Source organism: Pseudomonas sp. GW822-FHT05A08, assembly GCF_058800485.1.
Genome location: NZ_CM179511.1, coordinates 3769316 through 3786572, shown reverse-complemented (window position 1 = coordinate 3786572; position 17257 = coordinate 3769316). Strand labels below are relative to the sequence as shown.

Below are 17257 nucleotides of genomic sequence, written 5' to 3'. Positions count from 1 at the left end.
CGGAACAGGACTCGACCATGCTCAAGAATCGTTTGAAAGACCCCAGCCTCTTGGTGGAACTGGCCTACATCGACGGGCAGTGGGTGGCCGCCGACGATGGCGCGACCCTGGCGGTGCTCGACCCGGCCAGCGGCGAATGCCTGGCCCGGGTCCCGGCCCTGCAGGGCGCGCAGACCCGCCTGGCCATCGCCGCCGCCGAACGCGCCTGGCCGGCCTGGCGCGCGCGCCCGGCGGCGGAGCGGGCACAGCTGCTGGAGCGCTGGTACCAGGCCATGCTCGACAACCTCGACGACCTGGCCCTGATCATGACCGCCGAACAGGGCAAGCCCTTCGCCGAAGCCCAGGGCGAAATCCGCTACGGCGCCGGTTTCGTCAAATGGTTCGCCGAGGAGGCGCGGCGCATCTGCGGCGACACCCTGCCGGCACCCGCTGGCGACCGGCGCTTGCTGACCCTCAAGCAGCCGGTGGGGGTCTGCGCGGCGATCACCCCGTGGAACTTCCCCAACGCGATGATCACCCGCAAATGCGCGCCGGCCCTGGCCGCCGGTTGCCCGATCATCGTCAAGCCTTCCGACCTGACGCCGTTGTCGGCCCTGGCCCTGGCGGTGCTGGCCGAGCGGGTGGGGATTCCGCCGGGGGTGTTCAGTGTGCTCACCGGCATGCCGGCCGGGATTGGCGAAGAGCTGACCGGCAACCCGGCGGTGCGCAAGATTTCCTTTACCGGTTCCACCGCGGTCGGCCGCCTGCTGATGCGCCAGAGCGCCGAGCACATCAAGCGCCTGAGCCTGGAACTGGGCGGCAACGCGCCGTTCGTGGTGTTCGACGACGCCGACCTGGAACAGGCGATCGCCGGGATCATGCAGAGCAAGTTCCGCAACGCCGGACAGACCTGTGTCTGCGCCAACCGCATCCTGGTCCAGGACGGCATCTACGCACGTTTTGCCCAGCGCCTGGTGGAGGAGGTGGCCAAGCTCAAGGTCGGCAACGGCCTGGAGCCGGGCGTGAGCATCGGCCCGTTGATCAATGCCGCGGCGGTGAGCAAGGTCGCCCGGCATATCGACGACGCCCTGGGCAAGGGCGCGACCCTGCTGTGCGGCGCGATTCCCCAGGGCGAAAGCCAGTTCGTGCTGCCCACGGTGCTGGGCGAGGCCAGCACCGAGATGCTCCTGGCCCACGAGGAAACCTTCGGCCCGGTGGCGCCGCTGATGCGCTTTCACGACGAGGCCGAGGCGCTGGCCATCGCCAACGCCACGCCCTACGGGCTGGGCGCCTACTACTTCACCCAGGACCTGCGCCGCTCCTGGCGTTTCGGCGAAGCGCTGGAGTTCGGCATGGTCGGCCTCAACACCGGGATCATCTCCATGGAAGTGGCGCCGTTCGGCGGCATCAAGCAATCGGGCCTGGGCCGCGAAGGCAGCAAGTACGGCCTGGACGAATACCTGGAGATCAAGGCTTTTCACATCGGCGGCCTGTGACCCGCCCGCACCGACTTCGAGGAGACATGCGACATGAGCAAGGCATTCAGGATCGCCGCCATCGCCGGCGACGGGATCGGCAAGGAAGTGCTGCCGGAAGGATTGCGGGTGCTGCGGCAGGCGGCGCGCAAGTGGCGGCTGGACCTGGAGATCGAGGTGCTGGACTGGGCGCACTGCGATTACTACCTGGAGCACGGGCAGATGATGCCCGGGGACTGGTTCGAGCAGCTCAAGGATTTCGACGCCATCTACTTCGGCGCCGTGGGCTGGCCGGACAAGGTGCCGGACCATATTTCCCTGTGGGGTTCGCTGCTCAAGTTCCGCCGCGACTTCGACCAATACGTGAATATCCGCCCGGTGCGGCTGTTCCCCGGGGTGCCGTGCCCGTTGGCCGGGCGCGAGCCGGGGGACATCGATTTCGTGGTGATCCGCGAGAACACCGAGGGCGAGTATTCCTCGGTGGGCGGCAAGATGTTCGAGGGCACCGAGCATGAGTTGGTGCTGCAGGAGTCGGTGTTCACCCGGCGTGGCGTGGACCGCATTCTCCAGTACGCCTTCGACCTGGCCCAGACCCGGCCGCGCCAGCGCCTGACGGCGGCGACCAAGTCCAACGGGATTTCCATCAGCATGCCGTACTGGGACGAGCGCACGGCGCTGATGGCCGAACAGTACCCGCAGGTCAGCTGGGACAAGCAGCACATCGACATTCTCTGCGCGCGTTTTGTCTTGCAGCCGGAGCGTTTCGACGTAGTGGTGGCCTCCAACCTGTTCGGCGACATTCTCTCCGACCTCGGCCCGGCCTGTGCCGGCACCATCGGCATCGCGCCTTCGGCCAACCTCGACCCGCAGCGGCGCTTCCCGTCGCTGTTCGAGCCGGTGCACGGCTCGGCGCCGGACATCTACGGGCGCAATATTGCCAACCCGATCGCGATGATCTGGTCCGGCGCGCTGATGCTGGATTTCCTCGGCAATGGTGAGCAGCGCTACCGCGACGCCCACGACGGCATTCTCAAGGCCATCGAACAGGTGATCGCCCAGGGCCCGATCACCCCGGACCTGGGCGGCCAGGCCTCGACCCAAGACGTCGGCGCGGCGATTGCCGAAGCCCTGTAGCCGCTGCCGAAGGCTGCGATCGGGCGTTAGCCCGCCAAGCTGTATCCCGGATCGACCTGATGCACCGCGGTCAGCAGTTTTGCGACGGCTGCGCCGCCGATCGCAGGCTGCGCCAGCGGCTACAGCGATCGTGGGGGTCAGTAGCCCTGGGTCCGGTCGATCTGCCCGAGCATCGGTTCGCCGCGCTGGTGGCGGCGGATATTGTCCAGCAGTACGGCGAAGGCGCTTTGCGGCTGGGTCATGGCGGCGATGTGCGGGGTCAGGAGGATCTGCGGGTGATCCCAGAACGGGTGTTCGGCCGGGGCCGGTTCCTGTTGCAGGACGTCGAGCACCGCGCCGCTGAGCTGGCCGCTGGCCAGGGCGTCGAGCAGGTCCTGTTCCACCAGGTGGCCGCCACGGCCCATATTGATCAGCGCCGCGCCACGGGGTAGCTGACGGAACAGCGTGCGGTCGAGGATGCCCTGGGTCTGTTCGGTCAGGGGCAACACGCACAGCAGGATGTCGCACTGGCTGAGAAAGGCCGGCAACTGCCGGTTGCCGGCAAAACACTGCACGCCGTCGATGCGGTGGGCGCTGCGGGCCCAGCCGGACAGGGCGAACCCCAGCGGCCGCAGGGTGGCGAGGATCTGCTGGGCCTGTTGCCCCAGGCCCATGACCCCGACCCGGCGTTGCGCCGCCGGTTGCAGCAGGTGCGCCTGCCAGCAGCGGGCGAGCTGTTGCTGCCGGTAGCGCAGCATGTCGCGGTGCAGACTGAGCACGGCGAAGCTGGCGTATTCGCACATGCCCCGGGTGATGCCCGGGTCCAGCAGGCGCACCACCGGCAAGTCCGGCGGCAGGCGCGCGAGGTCCAGTTGATCGACCCCGGCCGAGAGGGCGAACAGCACTTCCAGGTTAGGCAACAGGCTCAGGTCGTCCGGCGCCTGCCAGGCCGCCAGGTAGCGGATGTCCTCGGGGTTGCCGAGGTCCGGCCAGGCACGCCATTGAATGTCCGGGGCCTGTTCGGCGAACAGCGCTCGCCAGCGTTCGCCACGCACGGGGTCAGCTTTATAGAGAAGGGCCATGGGCGGTTCCTGATCGACGGGGGATGCTTTCATGATGCCGCAACGGCAAAGCAGGATCTGTCGAAAGGCCGCGCCCGAAAGCCTTGCGCAGCACGCTTCGAGGCCCTGGTCGGCAGATTCGGCGGGGCTGAAGGAATCTGCCGTTTGCCGGGGTGAAAACAGTGGATCCGGATTTCTCAGGGGCCAAGTTCGGCTGAGTCGGTTCCGCCGAAGCCTTAATCTGAAGCCATCGCAACCGCTTCCCGGTTGCCTGGCTCAGTATGAGGAACGCCATGAATAGCAAGGTCGACGAAACACCTCATTGGCTCCAGCAGCGCGATCGGTTCGTGCCGCGGGGCGTGGTCACTGCCCATCCGCTGGTCATCGACCGCGCCGAGGGCTCCCAGGTGTGGGACGTGGACGGCGAGCGCTATCTGGATTTCGTTGGCGGCATCGGCGTGTTGAACATCGGCCACAACCACCCCAGGGTGGTGGCGGCGGTGCAGGCGCAGTTGCAGAAAGTCTCCCACGCCTGCTTCCAGGTGGTGGCCTACAAACCCTACCTGGACCTGGCCCGGCGCCTGAGCCAGATGATCGGCGGCGCCGAGCCCTACAAGGCGGCGTTCTTCACCTCTGGCGCCGAGGCCGTGGAGAACGCGGTGAAGATCGCCCGCGCCCATACCCAGCGTCCGGCGGTGATCGCCTTTCGTGGTGGTTTCCATGGCCGCACCTTGCTCGGCAGCACGCTGACCGGCATGAGCCAGCCGTACAAACAGAACTTCGGCACTGCCCCCGAGGTGTTCCATACGCCGTACCCGAACGCCTATCGTGGGGTCAGCAGCGAGATGGCCCTGCAGGCGTTGCAGGAGCTGTTCGCCACCCAGGTCGCGCCCGAGCGCGTGGCGGCGATCATCATCGAGCCGGTGCAGGGCGACGGCGGTTTCCTCGCCGCTCCGGTGGAGTTCCTCCAGGCCTTGCGCGCTCTGGCCACGCAACACGGTATCGTGTTGATCCTCGATGAAATCCAGACGGGCTTCGGTCGCACCGGCAACTGGTTCGGCTTCCAGCACGCCGGCATCCAGCCGGACCTGGTCACCGTGGCCAAGAGCCTGGCCGGCGGCTTGCCGCTGTCCGGCGTGGTGGGCAAGGCGCAGATCATGGACGCGCCGCTGCCCGGCGGTCTTGGCGGCACCTACGGCGGCAACGCCCTGGCCTGCGCCGCGGCGCTGGCGGTGCTGGATGCCTACGAAGAGGAACAGTTGCTGGCCCGCGGCGTGGCGCTGGGCTTGCGTCTGCGCGAAGGGTTGCTGCGCCTGCAGCGGCTGTACCCGTGCATCGGCGATGTGCGTGGCAGCGGCTTCATGCTGGCGCTGGAACTGGTCAAGGACGACGCGGCGCGCAGCCCGGATGCCGAGCTGACGCAGCGCCTGATCGACCAGGCGCGCCTGGGCGGATTGCTGGTGATCAAGTGCGGGGTCCACCGTAACGTCCTGCGCTTCCTGGCACCGCTGGTAACAACCCCCGAGCAGATCGACGAAGCCCTGGCGATTCTCGACGCCGCGCTGGCACGAGTCTTGAACTGAGCTGATGCCCCGGTCGGCGCCGGGCTGCCGGGCGCCACCGGTGGGCATTTTTGGAGCATGGATCGATGGAACGCATCATAGGAGGCTGTACACGCCATGGGGCTGACTGATTATCGTGCGTTGCTGATCGACTGCGACGCGGTCCTGGTGGACCGCGACTCGGGGGTCTGGGCCGCCTTGCAGCCCTTGCTCGACAGTCGCCGCGGGCAGGCGGACAAGGAACAGGTGCTGGGCGAATTCGCCGAAACGGTGCGGGGCCTGTACCCGCGTTTCGCCGAGCTGGGGTTCAGCGGCCTGCTGTGTTTCGCCCATCGCCAGCTGGCCGAGCGCTGGGGCCTGAAGGCGTCCTGGGAGGAGGGCATGAGCTTCGCCCGTTCGGTGGCGGGCTGGTCGCTGTTCGAGGATGCGCCGGGGGCGATGCTGTACCTGCGCAAGTTCTATCGCCTGCTGGTGCTGGGCGATCGCGATGCCGAGGACCGCGCGTTGTTGTGCGAGCGGCTGGGGATCGCCCAGGACGACTTCATCTCCCTGGCCAGCCAGCCGTTGCAGGATCGCCAGTGGCTGGCGGACAACGACCTGCGCGCCGAGGACATTCTCCAGGTGACCCGGCCGCCGGCCACCGCGACGCAAGCGACGGCGGGCCTGTGCCTGATTTGCCGCGCCGGCAGCCGCAATCCGCAACCCTGCGCCGCCGACTACTGCATCAACAGCATGGCCGACCTGGTGGCCCAGCATCAGGCGTCGTTACGGCGCTGATCTTGCTTGTCGATTGCATCCCACAGCAATCAAGAGGTAAACGATGGAAGGTTTAGTCAAACTGGACCGTATTGATATCAACATCTTGGTTGAGCTGCAAAAAGACGGACGCATGACCAATGTCAGCCTCGCCGACGCCGTGGGGTTGTCGGCCAGTCCGTGTCTGCAGCGGGTCAAGCGCCTGGAGTCGGCCGGCTACATTTCCAGCTACAAGGCGCACCTGAACCTGGCCAAGATCACCGACTCGGTCATGGTGTTCACCGAGATCACCCTGAGCGACCACAAGCGCGAAGACTTCGCCAAGTTCGAGTCGAATATCCGCCTGGTGGACGAGGTGCTCGAGTGTCACCTGATCAGCGGCGGCTACGACTATCTGGTGCGGTTCATGACCCGCAGCATCCAGCATTACCAGGAGGTGGTGGAAAGCCTGCTGGACAAGAACATCGGCATCTCCAAGTACTTCAGCTACATCGTCATCAAGTCGCCGGTCCTCAAGGACGGCGTGCCCCTGCGTAAATTGTTGCGCCACTGACGCGTTCTTCTCTCAAAACGAAATGTTATCTGATAACATTTTGTCGCCTGATCAATCACCCTCACGCGCGCCCCTGACCGGGCGCGCTTGCGTCTGGGCCGGCCTTTTGCCGGGCCCGTGAGTGACAGCGGGTGGCGCGCAAGGAAGCAATACCGGGCATGAAAGCCCCGCGTGCACCCCGATCGGACAATCCACGCACCGCTGACCCCTGGATGCTTCAGCCTGGCGCACACCGCATAAATCGCTGTTTGTCCCGAGAAAACAGCAGGCGACGGGCGTGTGCCGCGGCAAATCGGAACAAAGCACAGAACGGCCTGCGCTGTAATGCCAGCCAGTGGTAGGTGCGCATCGTCTCCCCGGGAAGTTCAACGCCATCAGAGCGGGGGCGGCGATTCGTTGAATGAGAGCACAAAGGAGCGCAACACGATGCACAAGAGCACGGCAAACACATTGATAGGGCTGGGCGCGCTGATGCTGGCCGGCGGTACCCAGGCCCACCAGATCTGGTACGAGCACACGCCGGGGCAGCCCCTGACGCTGTATTACGGCGAGTACGACAAGAACATGCTGGAAGTGACCCCCGGCGGCCTCGACCGCTTTCGCCAGCTCAAGGGCTGGTCGGCGGCGAATCCTGCCCTGGGGCTGAGCCTGCAACGCCAGTCGTTCAGCGTCGGCCATCAGCCCAAGGCCGACGAAAGCCTGCTGGCGCAGGACACGCAGTATCCGATCTTCGACCTGCACGAAGGCGGCAAGACCCTCAAGACCTACTGGACGCCCGCCACCCGCTGGGTCGGCGACCTGCGCGCGCGCCAGCCGGAACTGGCGCTGGACATCGTTCCCACCGGCGTGGCCGCCGCGGGCCAGGCGCAGTTCCAGGTGTTCTATGGGCTCAAGCCGCTGGCCGCCCAGGCCGTGATCCTGGAAACCGGCTCGGGCGAAGTCTTCACCCAGACCAGCGACAAGGACGGCAAGGTCAGCTTCGCGCTGCCGTGGCAGGGCACCTACGTGGTGGCCGCCGAATACAAGGACCGCACCCCGGGCACCCGCCAGGGCCCGGACAACCAGGCCGAGGCCTACGACCTCAAGAGCTTCAGTTCCACGTTGTCGTTCCACCAGCCACAGGGCAAGCCGCCGTTGCCACGGGCGCCTTCAACGCTGCCGGCCTCGGAAGTCACGCGCTTGAAAAAGCAATCCTGACCCCGTGTCCCGACCCCCTGTGCCGAGTCGGCGACAGGGTTTTGCCCAGGTTCAACGACCTTCAACATGAGTGACTGATATGACTCTTTCTACTGGATTGGCAGGGCAGGCGGGCGTTGCGTCCCCTGCGCTGGCGGGCAGCGTGGCCAAGGCCAACACACGGATGCTGGCGATCGACGCCCTGCGTGGCTTCGTCATGCTGTGCATGCTGGTGGACCACGTGCGCGAGACCTTCCTCCTGCATCGCCAGGTCACCGACCCGATCGACGCCCTGAGCGTGACCCCGGACCTGTACTTCACCCGCATGCTCAGCGAGATCTGCGCGCCGGTGTTCATTTTCCTCACCGGCCTGTCGGCCTGGCTCTACAGCCAGAAACACAGCCTCGGGGAAACCTCGGTGTTCCTGCTCAAGCGCGGCCTGTTCCTGGTGTTCCTCGAACTGACCTTCGTGTGTTTTGCCTGGAACGCCGAGTTCCCGCCCAAGACCCTGTGGCTGCAGGTGATCTGGTGCATCGGCATCTGCATGATCGTGCTGGCCGGCCTGCTGCACTTCAAACGCAGCTGGCTGATCGTGCTGGGGGTGGCCATCGTCGCCGGGCACAACCTGCTGGATGATGTGGTGGTGGGCCCCGAGTCGCCGTTCTTCGTGCCCTGGTCGATCCTGCACCAGCGGGTGTTCATCGACATCACCGAGTTCACCCGCGCCCGCACCACCTACCCGGTGTTGCCGTGGATCGGCGTGATCCTGCTGGGCTGGGCCATCGGCCCGTGGTTCGGCAAGGACATGCAGCCGGCGGCGCGGATTTCGCGGTTGCTCAAGGTCGGCGTCGGCCTGCTGGTGGCGTTCGTGTTCATCCGCTACCTGAACGTCTACGGCGAGAAGCCCTGGGTGCAGACCGGCGATGCGCTGCGCACCTTCATGAGCTTCATGAGCGCCAAGAAGTATCCGCCGTCGCTGATGTTCCTGATGCCCACCCTGGGCTTGGGGCTGATCCTCCTGGCGTACTTCGAGAAGGTCCAGGCGCGCTGGTCGACCGCGCAACTGGCGATCTACGGCGGTGCGCCGATGTTCTTCTACCTGCTGCACCTGTACGTGCTCAAGGCCATGTACCTGGTGGCCGTGGCCATCTGGGGCGCCAACCAGGGCACTTACTACGGCTTCGACAACCTGTCCGGCGTCTGGCTGTGGAGCCTGGTCCTCGGTGTGCTGCTGTTCTTCCCGACACGCTGGTTCGCCGGCCTCAAGCAGCGTCGCCGCGATATCGCGATCCTCAAATACCTCTGAGTGGGATCCCGGTGGTGCGCCCGTATAGCGGCGCACTGCCTCTTATCGCCCGCCATTCATCGATTTTCGGGAGTTCCACAGTGAAGACCTTGACCCGACACACCCTGTTGTTGGCATTTTTTTGGTATTGGGGAGGCCAGAGCCTGCTCGCGCTGGCCGCGGAGCAGGACAATGCCAAGGGCTTTATCGAAGACAGCCAGTGGAGCCTGTTCAACCGCAGCCTCTACGACCGTCGCGACTATCGGCATGGTTCCTTGAGCAACGGCGCGCGCAACGCCTACAAACCCCGCGCCGAACGCAGCGACCTGGCCGAGGAGTGGGCCTACGGCCTGATGGCCGACTACAGCTCTGGTTTCACCCAGGGCACGCTCGGCTTCGGCCTGGACGCCCATGTGTATTCCGGCTGGAAACTCGACAGCGGCGGTGGCCGGGCCGGCAAGGCGCGGTTGCTGGGGGTGGACAACGACGGCCATCCCAAGGACGAGTTCAGCCGCGGCGGCGCGGTGGCCAAGCTGCGTTTTTCCTCCACCGAACTGCGCTACGGCGAGCAGCGGGTCAAGACCCCGGTGTTCGGTTCCTCCGACAGCCGCCTGCTGCCCGAGACCGCCACCGGCTGGTTCCTCACCAGCCGCGAGCTGAGCGACACCACCCTGTACGGTGGCCACTTCAACGAAAGCACCGACCGCAACGCCACCAGCCACGACCAGGGGTTCGTGGTCAATTACTCCAATGGCCAGCAGGGCGACAGCTTCGACCTGGTCGGTGTGCGCAATACTGCAATCAAGGGCCTCAACGCCAGCCTGTTCAGCGCCCTGTACGAAGACACCTGGCGCCAGCAGTACCTCGGCGCGCTCTACAACCTGCCGTTGAGCCCGGGCCAGGACCTGACGTTCGACTTCAACCTGTACCGCACCCAGGACACCGGCAAGGCCCTGTCGGGGCGCATCGACAACACCACCTGGAGCCTGATGTCGACCTACAAGAGCGGCGCCCACAGTTTTGGCCTGGGCTACCAGAAGGTCGACGGCGACACGCCTTACGACTACGTCACCCGCGGCGCGATCCTGCTGAGCAACGCCGTGGCCCTGTCGGACTTCAACGCCCCTGAGGAAGCCTCCTGGCAGGCCCGCTACGACCTCAACATGGCCGGCTACAGCGTGCCCGGCCTGACCTTCAGCGCCCTGTACGTGCGCGGCAGCGGCATCGACGGCAGCCATATGGACCCGCGCGGCGGCTACGCCTGGCTGGGCTACGGCGAAGGCGGCAAGCACTGGGAACGCGACCTGCAGGCCAAGTACGTGGTGCAGTCCGGCCCGGCGAAAAACCTCGCCGTCACCCTGCGCCACGCCGTGCACCGCGGCAATAAAGCCCAGGCCGAGCTGGATGCCGACCAGCTGCGGCTGGCGATCGAGTATCCATTGGGCGGCAGGTTCTAGCGCCCAGGCACGGCCCGTCAGCGCCCGGCCCCTCCTTGCGGAGGGGGTTTCATGGTCCGGACATTTATTGCCCGGGGCTTTATGGCCGGGCGCCGTTAATGCTGCTATGCCTTGGAGAGCCCTTCACGCTTTACCGCAGCAGTTGTCATGACACGGACGTAGGGTGACACCGGTCCTCGCCTGGCCGATTGGCCGCGCGGGAACCTCACTTGACTGCCATGGGGTAACCAGGTCGTGGAGAACACAAGGATCAAGGCGCGCCAGCTGATCGTCTGCATCGATGGCACCAACAACCGTTTCAGTGACGAACCGACCAACGTGGTCCGGCTGTTTCGCTCGCTACCCAAGGACAGCGAAACGCTGCTGGCCTATTACGACCAGGGCGTGGGCACCTTCGGGCTCAGCGAAACCCTGTTCGAATGGCAGAAGGTGCCGTCGCGCATCGCCGGGCTGATGTTCGGCTGGGGCATCAAGCGCAACGTGCTCAATGCCTACCGCTTCCTGATGGAGAACTACAGGGACGGCGACCAGATCTTCCTCTTCGGCTTCTCCCGCGGTTCCTACGCGGTGCGGGTGCTGGCGGCGCTGCTGCATACCATCGGCCTGCTGCCGGCCCATCAGGTCCAGTTGATGGACTTTGCCTGGTCGCTGCTGACCACTCGCCAGCGATCCGCTGATAATTCCAAACCGAATCGCCAACGGGCCATGAGTTACACCTGGTGGCGCATGAGCGCGGACAAAAAGCCGGACTTCGACTTGATGGAGGCGTTCAAGGGCAGCTTTGCCCGGAAGGTGAGCATTCACTTTCTCGGGCTGTTCGACACCGTGAGTTCGGTGGGCTGGGTGTACGACCCGCTGATTGTTCCCTACACCCGCCGGAACAAGGACGTGAAGATCATCCGCCATGCGGTGTCCCTGGACGAACGCCGCAGCTTTTTCCGCCAGAACCTCTGGACAGAGGACGAGGGCGTGAACCTCAAGCAGGTCTGGTTCGCCGGCGTGCATGCCGATATTGGCGGCGGTTACCCCGCCGGCGAATCGCAGCTGGCGTTGATTGCCTTGCGCTGGATGGTCGGCGAGTGCCTGGAAGCCGGGTTGAGCATCGATGCCGAAGCCTGTCGCGCAGAACTCTATCCACCCTCTGTGCTACAGGATCCGCTGGCCCAGGCCCACGATTCCCTGACCCGCAACTGGCTGATCGCCGAGTGGGTGCCACGCCTGGTCTGGAACTCGAAGACCCACAAGCGAGTCCGTGAGTACGGTTCGATGCCGCCGTTCGGCAAACCCAGGTCGCGGGAGATTCTCACGGATAAACCAGGGCAGAAAGTCCGGGTGCATGACTCCGTGGCCGTTCGCCTGAAAGGCTCCCTGGCCGACGACCAGCCCTGGGGCAGCCAACTGACGTACCAGCCGGAAAACCTGTTGCGCATCGATACCGCGCTGATCGAGCAGGTGGGCGACTCGCCGAGGCTGGATGAGTACAACCTCTAGGGTCGCTCGCCCATTCACTGCCGATGCCGGCGCAGCAGCTCGATCTGCTGCGCCGGCACCTGCTGGCGCAGGGCTTTGTACAGGGCGCGGGTTTCCAGCAGGTTCCAGATCCGCAGCAGGGTTTCCAGGGCGTCCAGCGGCTTGCTGATGAAGTCGCGGGCGCCCAGGGCCAGGGCACGCAGGCGGGTGTCGCGGGTGGCGTCGGCGGTCAGCACCAGGATCGGCAGGTAATCGTTGGCCGGGATCCGTCGGTTGAGCTGTTCGAGCACGGCGAAGCCATCGAATTCGGGCATGTGCAGGTCGAGGATCACCAGGTCCGGCTCGAAGCTGTTGAACAGCTCCAGGGTGCGTAGCGGCTGGGTGCTGCTCAGCACGTTGTGCAGGCCTTCGCGGGCCAGCAGCTGCTCCATCAGCTCGAGGTTGGGGCGCTGGTCGTCGATGATCAGGATGCGCAAATCATGGTTCATGCGGGCTCCGGTAAATGTTGCTCAAGGTGGGCGAGAAACGCCGGGATATGAATGGGCTTGGTCAGGATCGCCGTGGCCCCGGCCTGCAACAGGGCGCGGTGGGTCAGGGCGCTGGCGTCGGCGGTGATCATCAGCACCGGGGTGCTGGCGGTGGTCGGCGATTCCCGCAGCCGGCGCAGCACTTCCAGGCCTGCAAGGTCCGGCAGGCTGACGTCCAGCAGGATCAGTTGCGGTGCATGCTGGCGCGCCAGGTCGAGGCCCATCTGGCCCTGCATGCTCGACAGCAGGCGAATGCCCGGGCGGCGTTGCAGCAGGGTTTCGATCAGCGCCAGGCTCGACAGGTTGTCTTCGATGCACAGCACCTGGCCCCGGTATGTCACGGCCTCGGCCCGGGCCGGCAGCACCGCCGCCGGTAGCTGTTGCTCCAGGGCCAGGCGCGTGCCGGCCGCGGCCACCTGGACAAAGGGCAGTTGCAAGGTAAAGCAGCAGCCCTGGCCCGGCGTGCTGTGCACCCGCAGGCTGCCGTCCATCATTTCCAGCAGGCTCTTGCTCAGGGCCAGGCCCAGGCCGGTGCCTTCCACCCGCGGGTCGGCGCCCAGGCGTTCGAAGGGACGGAACAACTGGTCCAGGCGCTCCAGGGGAATGCCGGCGCCGGTGTCGCTGACCGCCACCTCGACCCGGGTGTCCAGGACCTTGACCGCGATCCGCACCTGGCCCCGGGGCCGGTTGTACTTGATGGCGTTGGACAGCAGGTTGAGCAGCACCTGGATCAGCCGCTGGCGGTCGGCGATCACCCCGCTGTGCTCGCTCAGCGCGGGCAGGGCGGCCAGCTGGATGCCGGCGTCGGTGGCCATCGGCGAGACCAGGGTCAGGGCCTCGTGCAGCACCGCGGCCAGGGCGATCGGCTCGACATTCAGCGCCAGGTGCCCGGCCTCGATGCGGGCAATGTCCAGCACCTCGTTGATCAGGGTCAGCAGGTGCTGGCCGGCGCGCAGGATATGCCCGACCTGGGGCCGCTGGCCGCTCGGCGAGTCCATGTCCAGCAGTTGCGCGAAACCGAGGATGGCATTGAGCGGGGTGCGCAGTTCGTGGCTCATGCGCGAGAGGAATTCGCTCTTGGCGCGGCTGGCGCTTTCGGCTTCCTCGCGGGCGGTGCGCAGGGCTATTTCCGCGGCGCGGCGGTCGGTGATGTCGCGGGTGATCTTGGAGAAGCCGCGCAACGCGCCGCTGGCGTCGTACTGCGCGGTGATCACCACGCTGGCCCAGAAGCGGCTGCCGTCCTTGCGGCAGCGCCAGGCCTCTTCCATGTAATGGCCGTCGCGGGTGGCTTCGCGCAGGGCCATGTCCGGGTGCGCCGGGCATTCTTCCGCCAGGTAGAACAGCGAGAAGTGCCGGCCGAGGATTTCCTGTTCGCTGTAGCCCTTGATCCGCTCGGCGCCGGCGTTCCAGGTGGTGACCCGGCCCTGGGTGTCGAGGGCGAAGATCCCGTAGTCCTTGACCCCGTCGATGATCAGCCGCAGGCGTTCTTCGTTGTCGCGCAGGGCGCGCTCGCGCTCGGCCAGCAGTTGCCCGGCCTCCACCAGGCGGGTGCCGAGCTGGCCGATTTCGTCCTGTTCCGGGGCTTGCGGGCGCAACGGTTGGCCGAGGGCCAGGCGCTGGGCGTTGCCTTGCACCTGCTGCACCCGGGCGACTATGCCCTTGGACAAGAACAGCACCGCGACAATCGCCCCGAACAGACCGCAGAGCGCCGCCAGCAGCGTGGCCAGCAGCAGGCGCATACGGGTTGCCGAGGCCGCGGCGCTGCGTTCGGCGAGCAAGCCGTCTTCGCGGATGCGCATGGCGCTGATCTGCTCGCGCAGCACGTCGAGCACCTGTTTGTTCTCGATCAGGATCGCCGTGATGCTGGCGCTGTCGTCGGGCCGGCCGTTGCGCAGGGCCACCAGGCCGTCGAGCTTGTGGCCGATCAGCGGGGCGATGGCCTTGAGGTGGTCGCGCATGCGCGCATCGCGAATGTTGCTGTCCAGCCGTTGCAGGGCGGCCTGGATCAGCGGCTGGGCACGTTCGTAGCTGGGCAGGAAGTCTTCGCGGCGGGTCAGCAGGTAGCCGCGCACGCTGGCCGCCGCTTCGGCCAGCAGGGTGTGCACGGTCTGGATGTCGCCCTGCACCAGCAGCACCCGGCGCACGTCTTCCTCGGCGCGGGCGGTCTGGCGTTCGGTGATGTAGATCAGCACCAGTGACAGCAGCAGGATCACCAGCGGCAGGGAGATCACCACCAGCGCCTTGCCGCGCAGGGGCAGGTCGAGCCAGTGCCGGCTCGCCAGCAGTCTCATGGCCAGTCTCCCGCGGGCTGCGCCACCAGCCCCAGGGCGATGCCGCGCACCGCGGCCTGGGTGCGGTCCGCCGCGCCGAGCTTACCGATCACCCGTTCCACATGGGCCTTGGCGGTGCCGGTGGTGATGCCGAGCTTTTCGCCGATCTCGCGGTTGCTGAAACCGCCGGCCACCAACCCCAGCACTTGGCGTTCGCGGGCGGTCAGGGTCGCGGCCTGGGCGCTGCCGCCGGCGTTGCGCTCGGCCATGCGCCGCAGCAACCGGGCGCTGACGCTGCTGTTGAGGGCTTCCTCGCCCTGGGCCACCCGCTGCAGGGCGCCGAGCACTTCGCCACGGCTGGCGTCCTTGAGCAGGTAGCCGACGGCGCCGGCGGCAATCGCCGCTTCCAGGTGGTCGGGGCTGTCGTCCATGGTGAAGATCACCACCTTGATCGCTGGTTGCCGCTGTTGCAGCAGGCGCGCGGCGCCCAGGCCGTTGAGCAGCGGCATGCGGATGTCGAGGATGGCGATGTCCGGTTGCAGGCGCTCGCACAGGTCGAGGGCTTCCTGGCCATCCCGGGCCTGGCCGACCACCTCGAATTCCGGGTGGCCGGCCAGCAGGGCGACAAAACCGGTGCGGGTGACTTCATGGTCGTCCGCCAGCACCAGGCGCAGGGCAGGGTTCATGGCTGTTCTCCAGCAGCGGGCAGCGGCACCCGGGCCAGCAGGCGGGTGCCGTGGCCGGGGGCGCTGTGCCAGGACAGCTCGCCGCCCAGCAGGCTGGCGCGTTCCCGCATCGCCGCCAGGCCCAGGTGCTGGCCGCCGCAGTTGGACAGCGGGGTGCCCAGGGCGAAGCCGACGCCGTTGTCTGCCAGCGCCAGCGCGGCCTGGCCGTCGGCCAGTTGCAGGCTCAGTTCGACGCGGCTGGCGCGGGCATGCTTGAGGATGTTGTTGATGCCTTCCTGGGCGATGCGGAACAGGGCGATCTCGCTGGCGCCCGGCAGGCGCGCGCTGGACTGTTGCCGCCAGTGCACCTCGAGACCGGCGTCGCGCAGGCGGTCGGCTTCCTTGTCGATGGCCTTGTACAGGCCAAAGTCGTCCAGCACGTTGGGGCGCAGGCCGCCGATCAATTGCCGGCCCTCGCCGACGCAACCCTGGGCCAGGGTCAGGATGGTCTGCAGCTCGTTGTGCAGTTCCTGTGGCAATGTCGGGCAGCGTCCGGCAAACCCCTGCAGGCGCTGGTGCAGCCCGGCCAGGGTTTGCGCCAGGCCGTCGTGCAGGTCGTAGGCCACGCGCTTGCGTTCGTCTTCCTGGGCGCTGAACAGCCGGTGCACCAGTTCCGACATGGTGCGTTCCCGGGCTTGCAGGGCCTGGAGCAAGCGCTGGTTTTCCAGGTGCGCCGCCAGCAGGGTGGCCAGCAATTGCAGGGATTCCAGGTCCTCGCTGTCGGGCGCGGCCAGGGCCACGCTGTTGGCCAGCAGCAAGGCGCCGAAGGCCTGGCCGTCGGCGCCGGGCAGGGGAATGCGCAGCACCTGGGGCAGGGCGGCATCGGTCTGCGGCAGCCATTCGGGGTGCAGGGTCGCAGACTTGGCCAGCTCATGCAGGGCGGCCAGGCGTTCGCTGCCGCCGTGCTGGGCGGTGGCCTGGGGCGGCTGGGCGGGGTGCCATTCCAGCAGCAGGCCGTGGTCCATCGCCATAAAGGCACAGGCCCGTTGCAGGGCGCGCTGGCGCATGGCTGCGGGCGGCAGTTGGGTCAGTTCCTGGCCGGTGTCCACCAGCAGGCGCAGGCGCGCCGCGCGGCTTTGCGCCTGGCGATACTGGCTGCGAATGGCCAGGGCGCTGCCGGGGTCGTGGGTCGGGCTTTGCATGAAAAACAGGCTCCAGCGTGAAGGGCGTGCGCTCGCGAGCAGGCATTAGACCCGGTTGCCGGCTGTGGGCCTATCTGCCGAATGGCATAGGCCGCCGGCACCGGTTGGCCGATGGCGAGGCCGCAACGGGTGGGCAAAGTGGGCGCATTGAAACCCACTGGAGCCTTCCGATGAAACTGCCAACCACCGCCATCGCCCTGTTACTGGCGCTGACCGCGCCCCTGGCCCAGGCCCTGGACGCCACGCCTTATGTGTACCGCACTGTCGCCGAGCAGCCGCAGAACCAGGGCGACCGGGAGATCGCCGGCCTGTTCGATCGCTGGAACGCGGCCCTGCAAACCGGCAGCGCAAAAAACGTAACCAGTCTTTACGCCGCCGACGCGATCCTCCAGCCGACCGTGTCGAACCAGGTGCGCACCACCCCGGCGCAGATCCAGGACTACTTCGAGCACTTCCTCGCGGGCAAGCCGGTGGGCCAGATCAACTACCGGGAAATCCGCCACCTGGGCGCGGATGCGGCCATGGACAGCGGCGTCTACACCTTCACCCTGCACGAGGCCGGTGGTGCGACCCGCCAGGTGCAGGCGCGCTACACCTTCCTCTACGAGCGCATCGACGGCCAGTGGAAGATCCTCAACCACCATTCCTCGGCCATGCCCCAGGCGCAGCCGCCATTGCAGGCCAGCCATCGCTGAGCAAGCGCTGC

The 17257-nt window shown here is 66.7% G+C and carries 15 protein-coding genes; 10 read left to right on the top strand and 5 right to left on the bottom strand.

The window, feature by feature from the left end:
* Positions 1-17: 17 nt before the first annotated feature.
* Together AC3RCP_RS16900 and AC3RCP_RS16895 are read left to right on the top strand one after the other, a co-directional pair.
* Positions 18-1475, top strand: a complete 1458-nt coding sequence (locus AC3RCP_RS16900; protein WP_101338085.1) for an NAD-dependent succinate-semialdehyde dehydrogenase — start codon at positions 18-20, stop codon at positions 1473-1475.
* A 33-nt stretch (positions 1476-1508) separates the two neighbouring features.
* The gene (locus AC3RCP_RS16895) at positions 1509-2588 is read left to right on the top strand and encodes a tartrate dehydrogenase (RefSeq protein WP_101338084.1); all 1080 of its coding nucleotides are present in this window, start codon (positions 1509-1511) and stop codon (positions 2586-2588) included.
* Between the two features lie 137 nt (positions 2589-2725).
* On the opposite strand, the gene AC3RCP_RS16890 is transcribed toward AC3RCP_RS16895, so the two are convergent.
* Positions 2726-3649: a 2-hydroxyacid dehydrogenase gene (locus AC3RCP_RS16890; protein WP_101338083.1), complete on the bottom strand. Its 924-nt coding sequence runs from the start codon at positions 3647-3649 to the stop codon at positions 2726-2728.
* 272 nt (positions 3650-3921) lie between these two features.
* Between AC3RCP_RS16890 and gabT the strand changes: the two genes are divergently transcribed.
* The 7 genes from gabT (at position 3922) to AC3RCP_RS16855 (ending at position 11908) form a co-directional block, all read left to right on the top strand.
* Entirely contained in the window at positions 3922-5211 is a 1290-nt protein-coding gene (gene gabT / locus AC3RCP_RS16885) for a 4-aminobutyrate--2-oxoglutarate transaminase (RefSeq protein WP_492570467.1), read from the top strand.
* A gap of 96 nt (positions 5212-5307) precedes the next feature.
* Positions 5308-5967 (top strand): HAD family hydrolase, encoded by a 660-nt coding sequence (locus tag AC3RCP_RS16880; protein ID WP_101338081.1) that lies wholly within the window; start codon positions 5308-5310, stop codon positions 5965-5967.
* Positions 5968-6010: 43 nt separating this feature from the next.
* A complete protein-coding gene (locus AC3RCP_RS16875) occupies positions 6011-6499 on the top strand; it encodes an Lrp/AsnC family transcriptional regulator (protein ID WP_009044015.1) in 489 nt (162 codons plus the stop codon).
* Between the two features lie 426 nt (positions 6500-6925).
* The gene (locus AC3RCP_RS16870) at positions 6926-7696 is read left to right on the top strand and encodes a DUF4198 domain-containing protein (protein ID WP_101338080.1); all 771 of its coding nucleotides are present in this window, start codon (positions 6926-6928) and stop codon (positions 7694-7696) included.
* Positions 7697-7775: 79 nt separating this feature from the next.
* The gene (locus AC3RCP_RS16865) at positions 7776-8981 is read left to right on the top strand and encodes an acetyltransferase domain-containing protein (protein WP_492570466.1); all 1206 of its coding nucleotides are present in this window, start codon (positions 7776-7778) and stop codon (positions 8979-8981) included.
* Between the two features lie 80 nt (positions 8982-9061).
* Entirely contained in the window at positions 9062-10417 is a 1356-nt protein-coding gene (locus AC3RCP_RS16860) for an OprD family porin (RefSeq protein ID WP_492570465.1), read from the top strand.
* A 234-nt stretch (positions 10418-10651) separates the two neighbouring features.
* Complete coding sequence (locus AC3RCP_RS16855; RefSeq protein ID WP_492570464.1) at positions 10652-11908, top strand: T6SS phospholipase effector Tle1-like catalytic domain-containing protein; 1257 nt, start codon at positions 10652-10654, stop codon at positions 11906-11908.
* Between the two features lie 14 nt (positions 11909-11922).
* On the opposite strand, the gene AC3RCP_RS16850 is transcribed toward AC3RCP_RS16855, so the two are convergent.
* Genes AC3RCP_RS16850 through AC3RCP_RS16835 form a run of 4 tightly spaced genes read right to left on the bottom strand, consistent with a single transcriptional unit; the run spans position 11923 to position 16551 of the window.
* Complete coding sequence (locus AC3RCP_RS16850; RefSeq protein ID WP_007929028.1) at positions 11923-12375, bottom strand: response regulator; 453 nt, start codon at positions 12373-12375, stop codon at positions 11923-11925.
* Positions 12372-14705, bottom strand: a complete 2334-nt coding sequence (locus AC3RCP_RS16845) for an ATP-binding protein (RefSeq protein ID WP_492570463.1) — start codon at positions 14703-14705, stop codon at positions 12372-12374. Before AC3RCP_RS16845 ends, AC3RCP_RS16850 begins: the two co-directional genes overlap by 4 nt.
* Positions 14702-15370 (bottom strand): response regulator, encoded by a 669-nt coding sequence (locus AC3RCP_RS16840; RefSeq protein WP_274303199.1) that lies wholly within the window; start codon positions 15368-15370, stop codon positions 14702-14704. Before AC3RCP_RS16840 ends, AC3RCP_RS16845 begins: the two co-directional genes overlap by 4 nt.
* On the bottom strand, positions 15367-16551 hold the full coding sequence (locus AC3RCP_RS16835) for a sensor histidine kinase (protein ID WP_492570462.1): 1185 nt from the start codon (positions 16549-16551) through the stop codon (positions 15367-15369). The genes AC3RCP_RS16840 and AC3RCP_RS16835 overlap by 4 nt, the downstream gene beginning before the upstream one ends.
* Positions 16552-16721: 170 nt before the next feature.
* Here AC3RCP_RS16835 and AC3RCP_RS16830 point away from each other — a divergent pair, with 170 nt between their 5' ends.
* Positions 16722-17246, top strand: coding sequence for an SgcJ/EcaC family oxidoreductase (locus AC3RCP_RS16830; protein ID WP_492570461.1), 525 nt, complete (start codon positions 16722-16724; stop codon positions 17244-17246).
* Positions 17247-17257: the final 11 nt, after the last annotated feature.

Coding starts and splice junctions, on each gene's coding strand:
- AC3RCP_RS16900 (WP_101338085.1), top strand. CDS start 18: ATGCTCAAGAATCGTTTGAAAGACCCCAGCCTCTTGGTGGAACTGGCC.
- AC3RCP_RS16895 (WP_101338084.1), top strand. CDS start 1,509: ATGAGCAAGGCATTCAGGATCGCCGCCATCGCCGGCGACGGGATCGGC.
- AC3RCP_RS16890 (WP_101338083.1), bottom strand. CDS start 3,649: ATGGCCCTTCTCTATAAAGCTGACCCCGTGCGTGGCGAACGCTGGCGA.
- gabT (WP_492570467.1), top strand. CDS start 3,922: ATGAATAGCAAGGTCGACGAAACACCTCATTGGCTCCAGCAGCGCGAT.
- AC3RCP_RS16880 (WP_101338081.1), top strand. CDS start 5,308: ATGGGGCTGACTGATTATCGTGCGTTGCTGATCGACTGCGACGCGGTC.
- AC3RCP_RS16875 (WP_009044015.1), top strand. CDS start 6,011: ATGGAAGGTTTAGTCAAACTGGACCGTATTGATATCAACATCTTGGTT.
- AC3RCP_RS16870 (WP_101338080.1), top strand. CDS start 6,926: ATGCACAAGAGCACGGCAAACACATTGATAGGGCTGGGCGCGCTGATG.
- AC3RCP_RS16865 (WP_492570466.1), top strand. CDS start 7,776: ATGACTCTTTCTACTGGATTGGCAGGGCAGGCGGGCGTTGCGTCCCCT.
- AC3RCP_RS16850 (WP_007929028.1), bottom strand. CDS start 12,375: ATGAACCATGATTTGCGCATCCTGATCATCGACGACCAGCGCCCCAAC.
- AC3RCP_RS16845 (WP_492570463.1), bottom strand. CDS start 14,705: ATGAGACTGCTGGCGAGCCGGCACTGGCTCGACCTGCCCCTGCGCGGC.
- AC3RCP_RS16840 (WP_274303199.1), bottom strand. CDS start 15,370: ATGAACCCTGCCCTGCGCCTGGTGCTGGCGGACGACCATGAAGTCACC.
- AC3RCP_RS16835 (WP_492570462.1), bottom strand. CDS start 16,551: ATGCAAAGCCCGACCCACGACCCCGGCAGCGCCCTGGCCATTCGCAGC.
- AC3RCP_RS16830 (WP_492570461.1), top strand. CDS start 16,722: ATGAAACTGCCAACCACCGCCATCGCCCTGTTACTGGCGCTGACCGCG.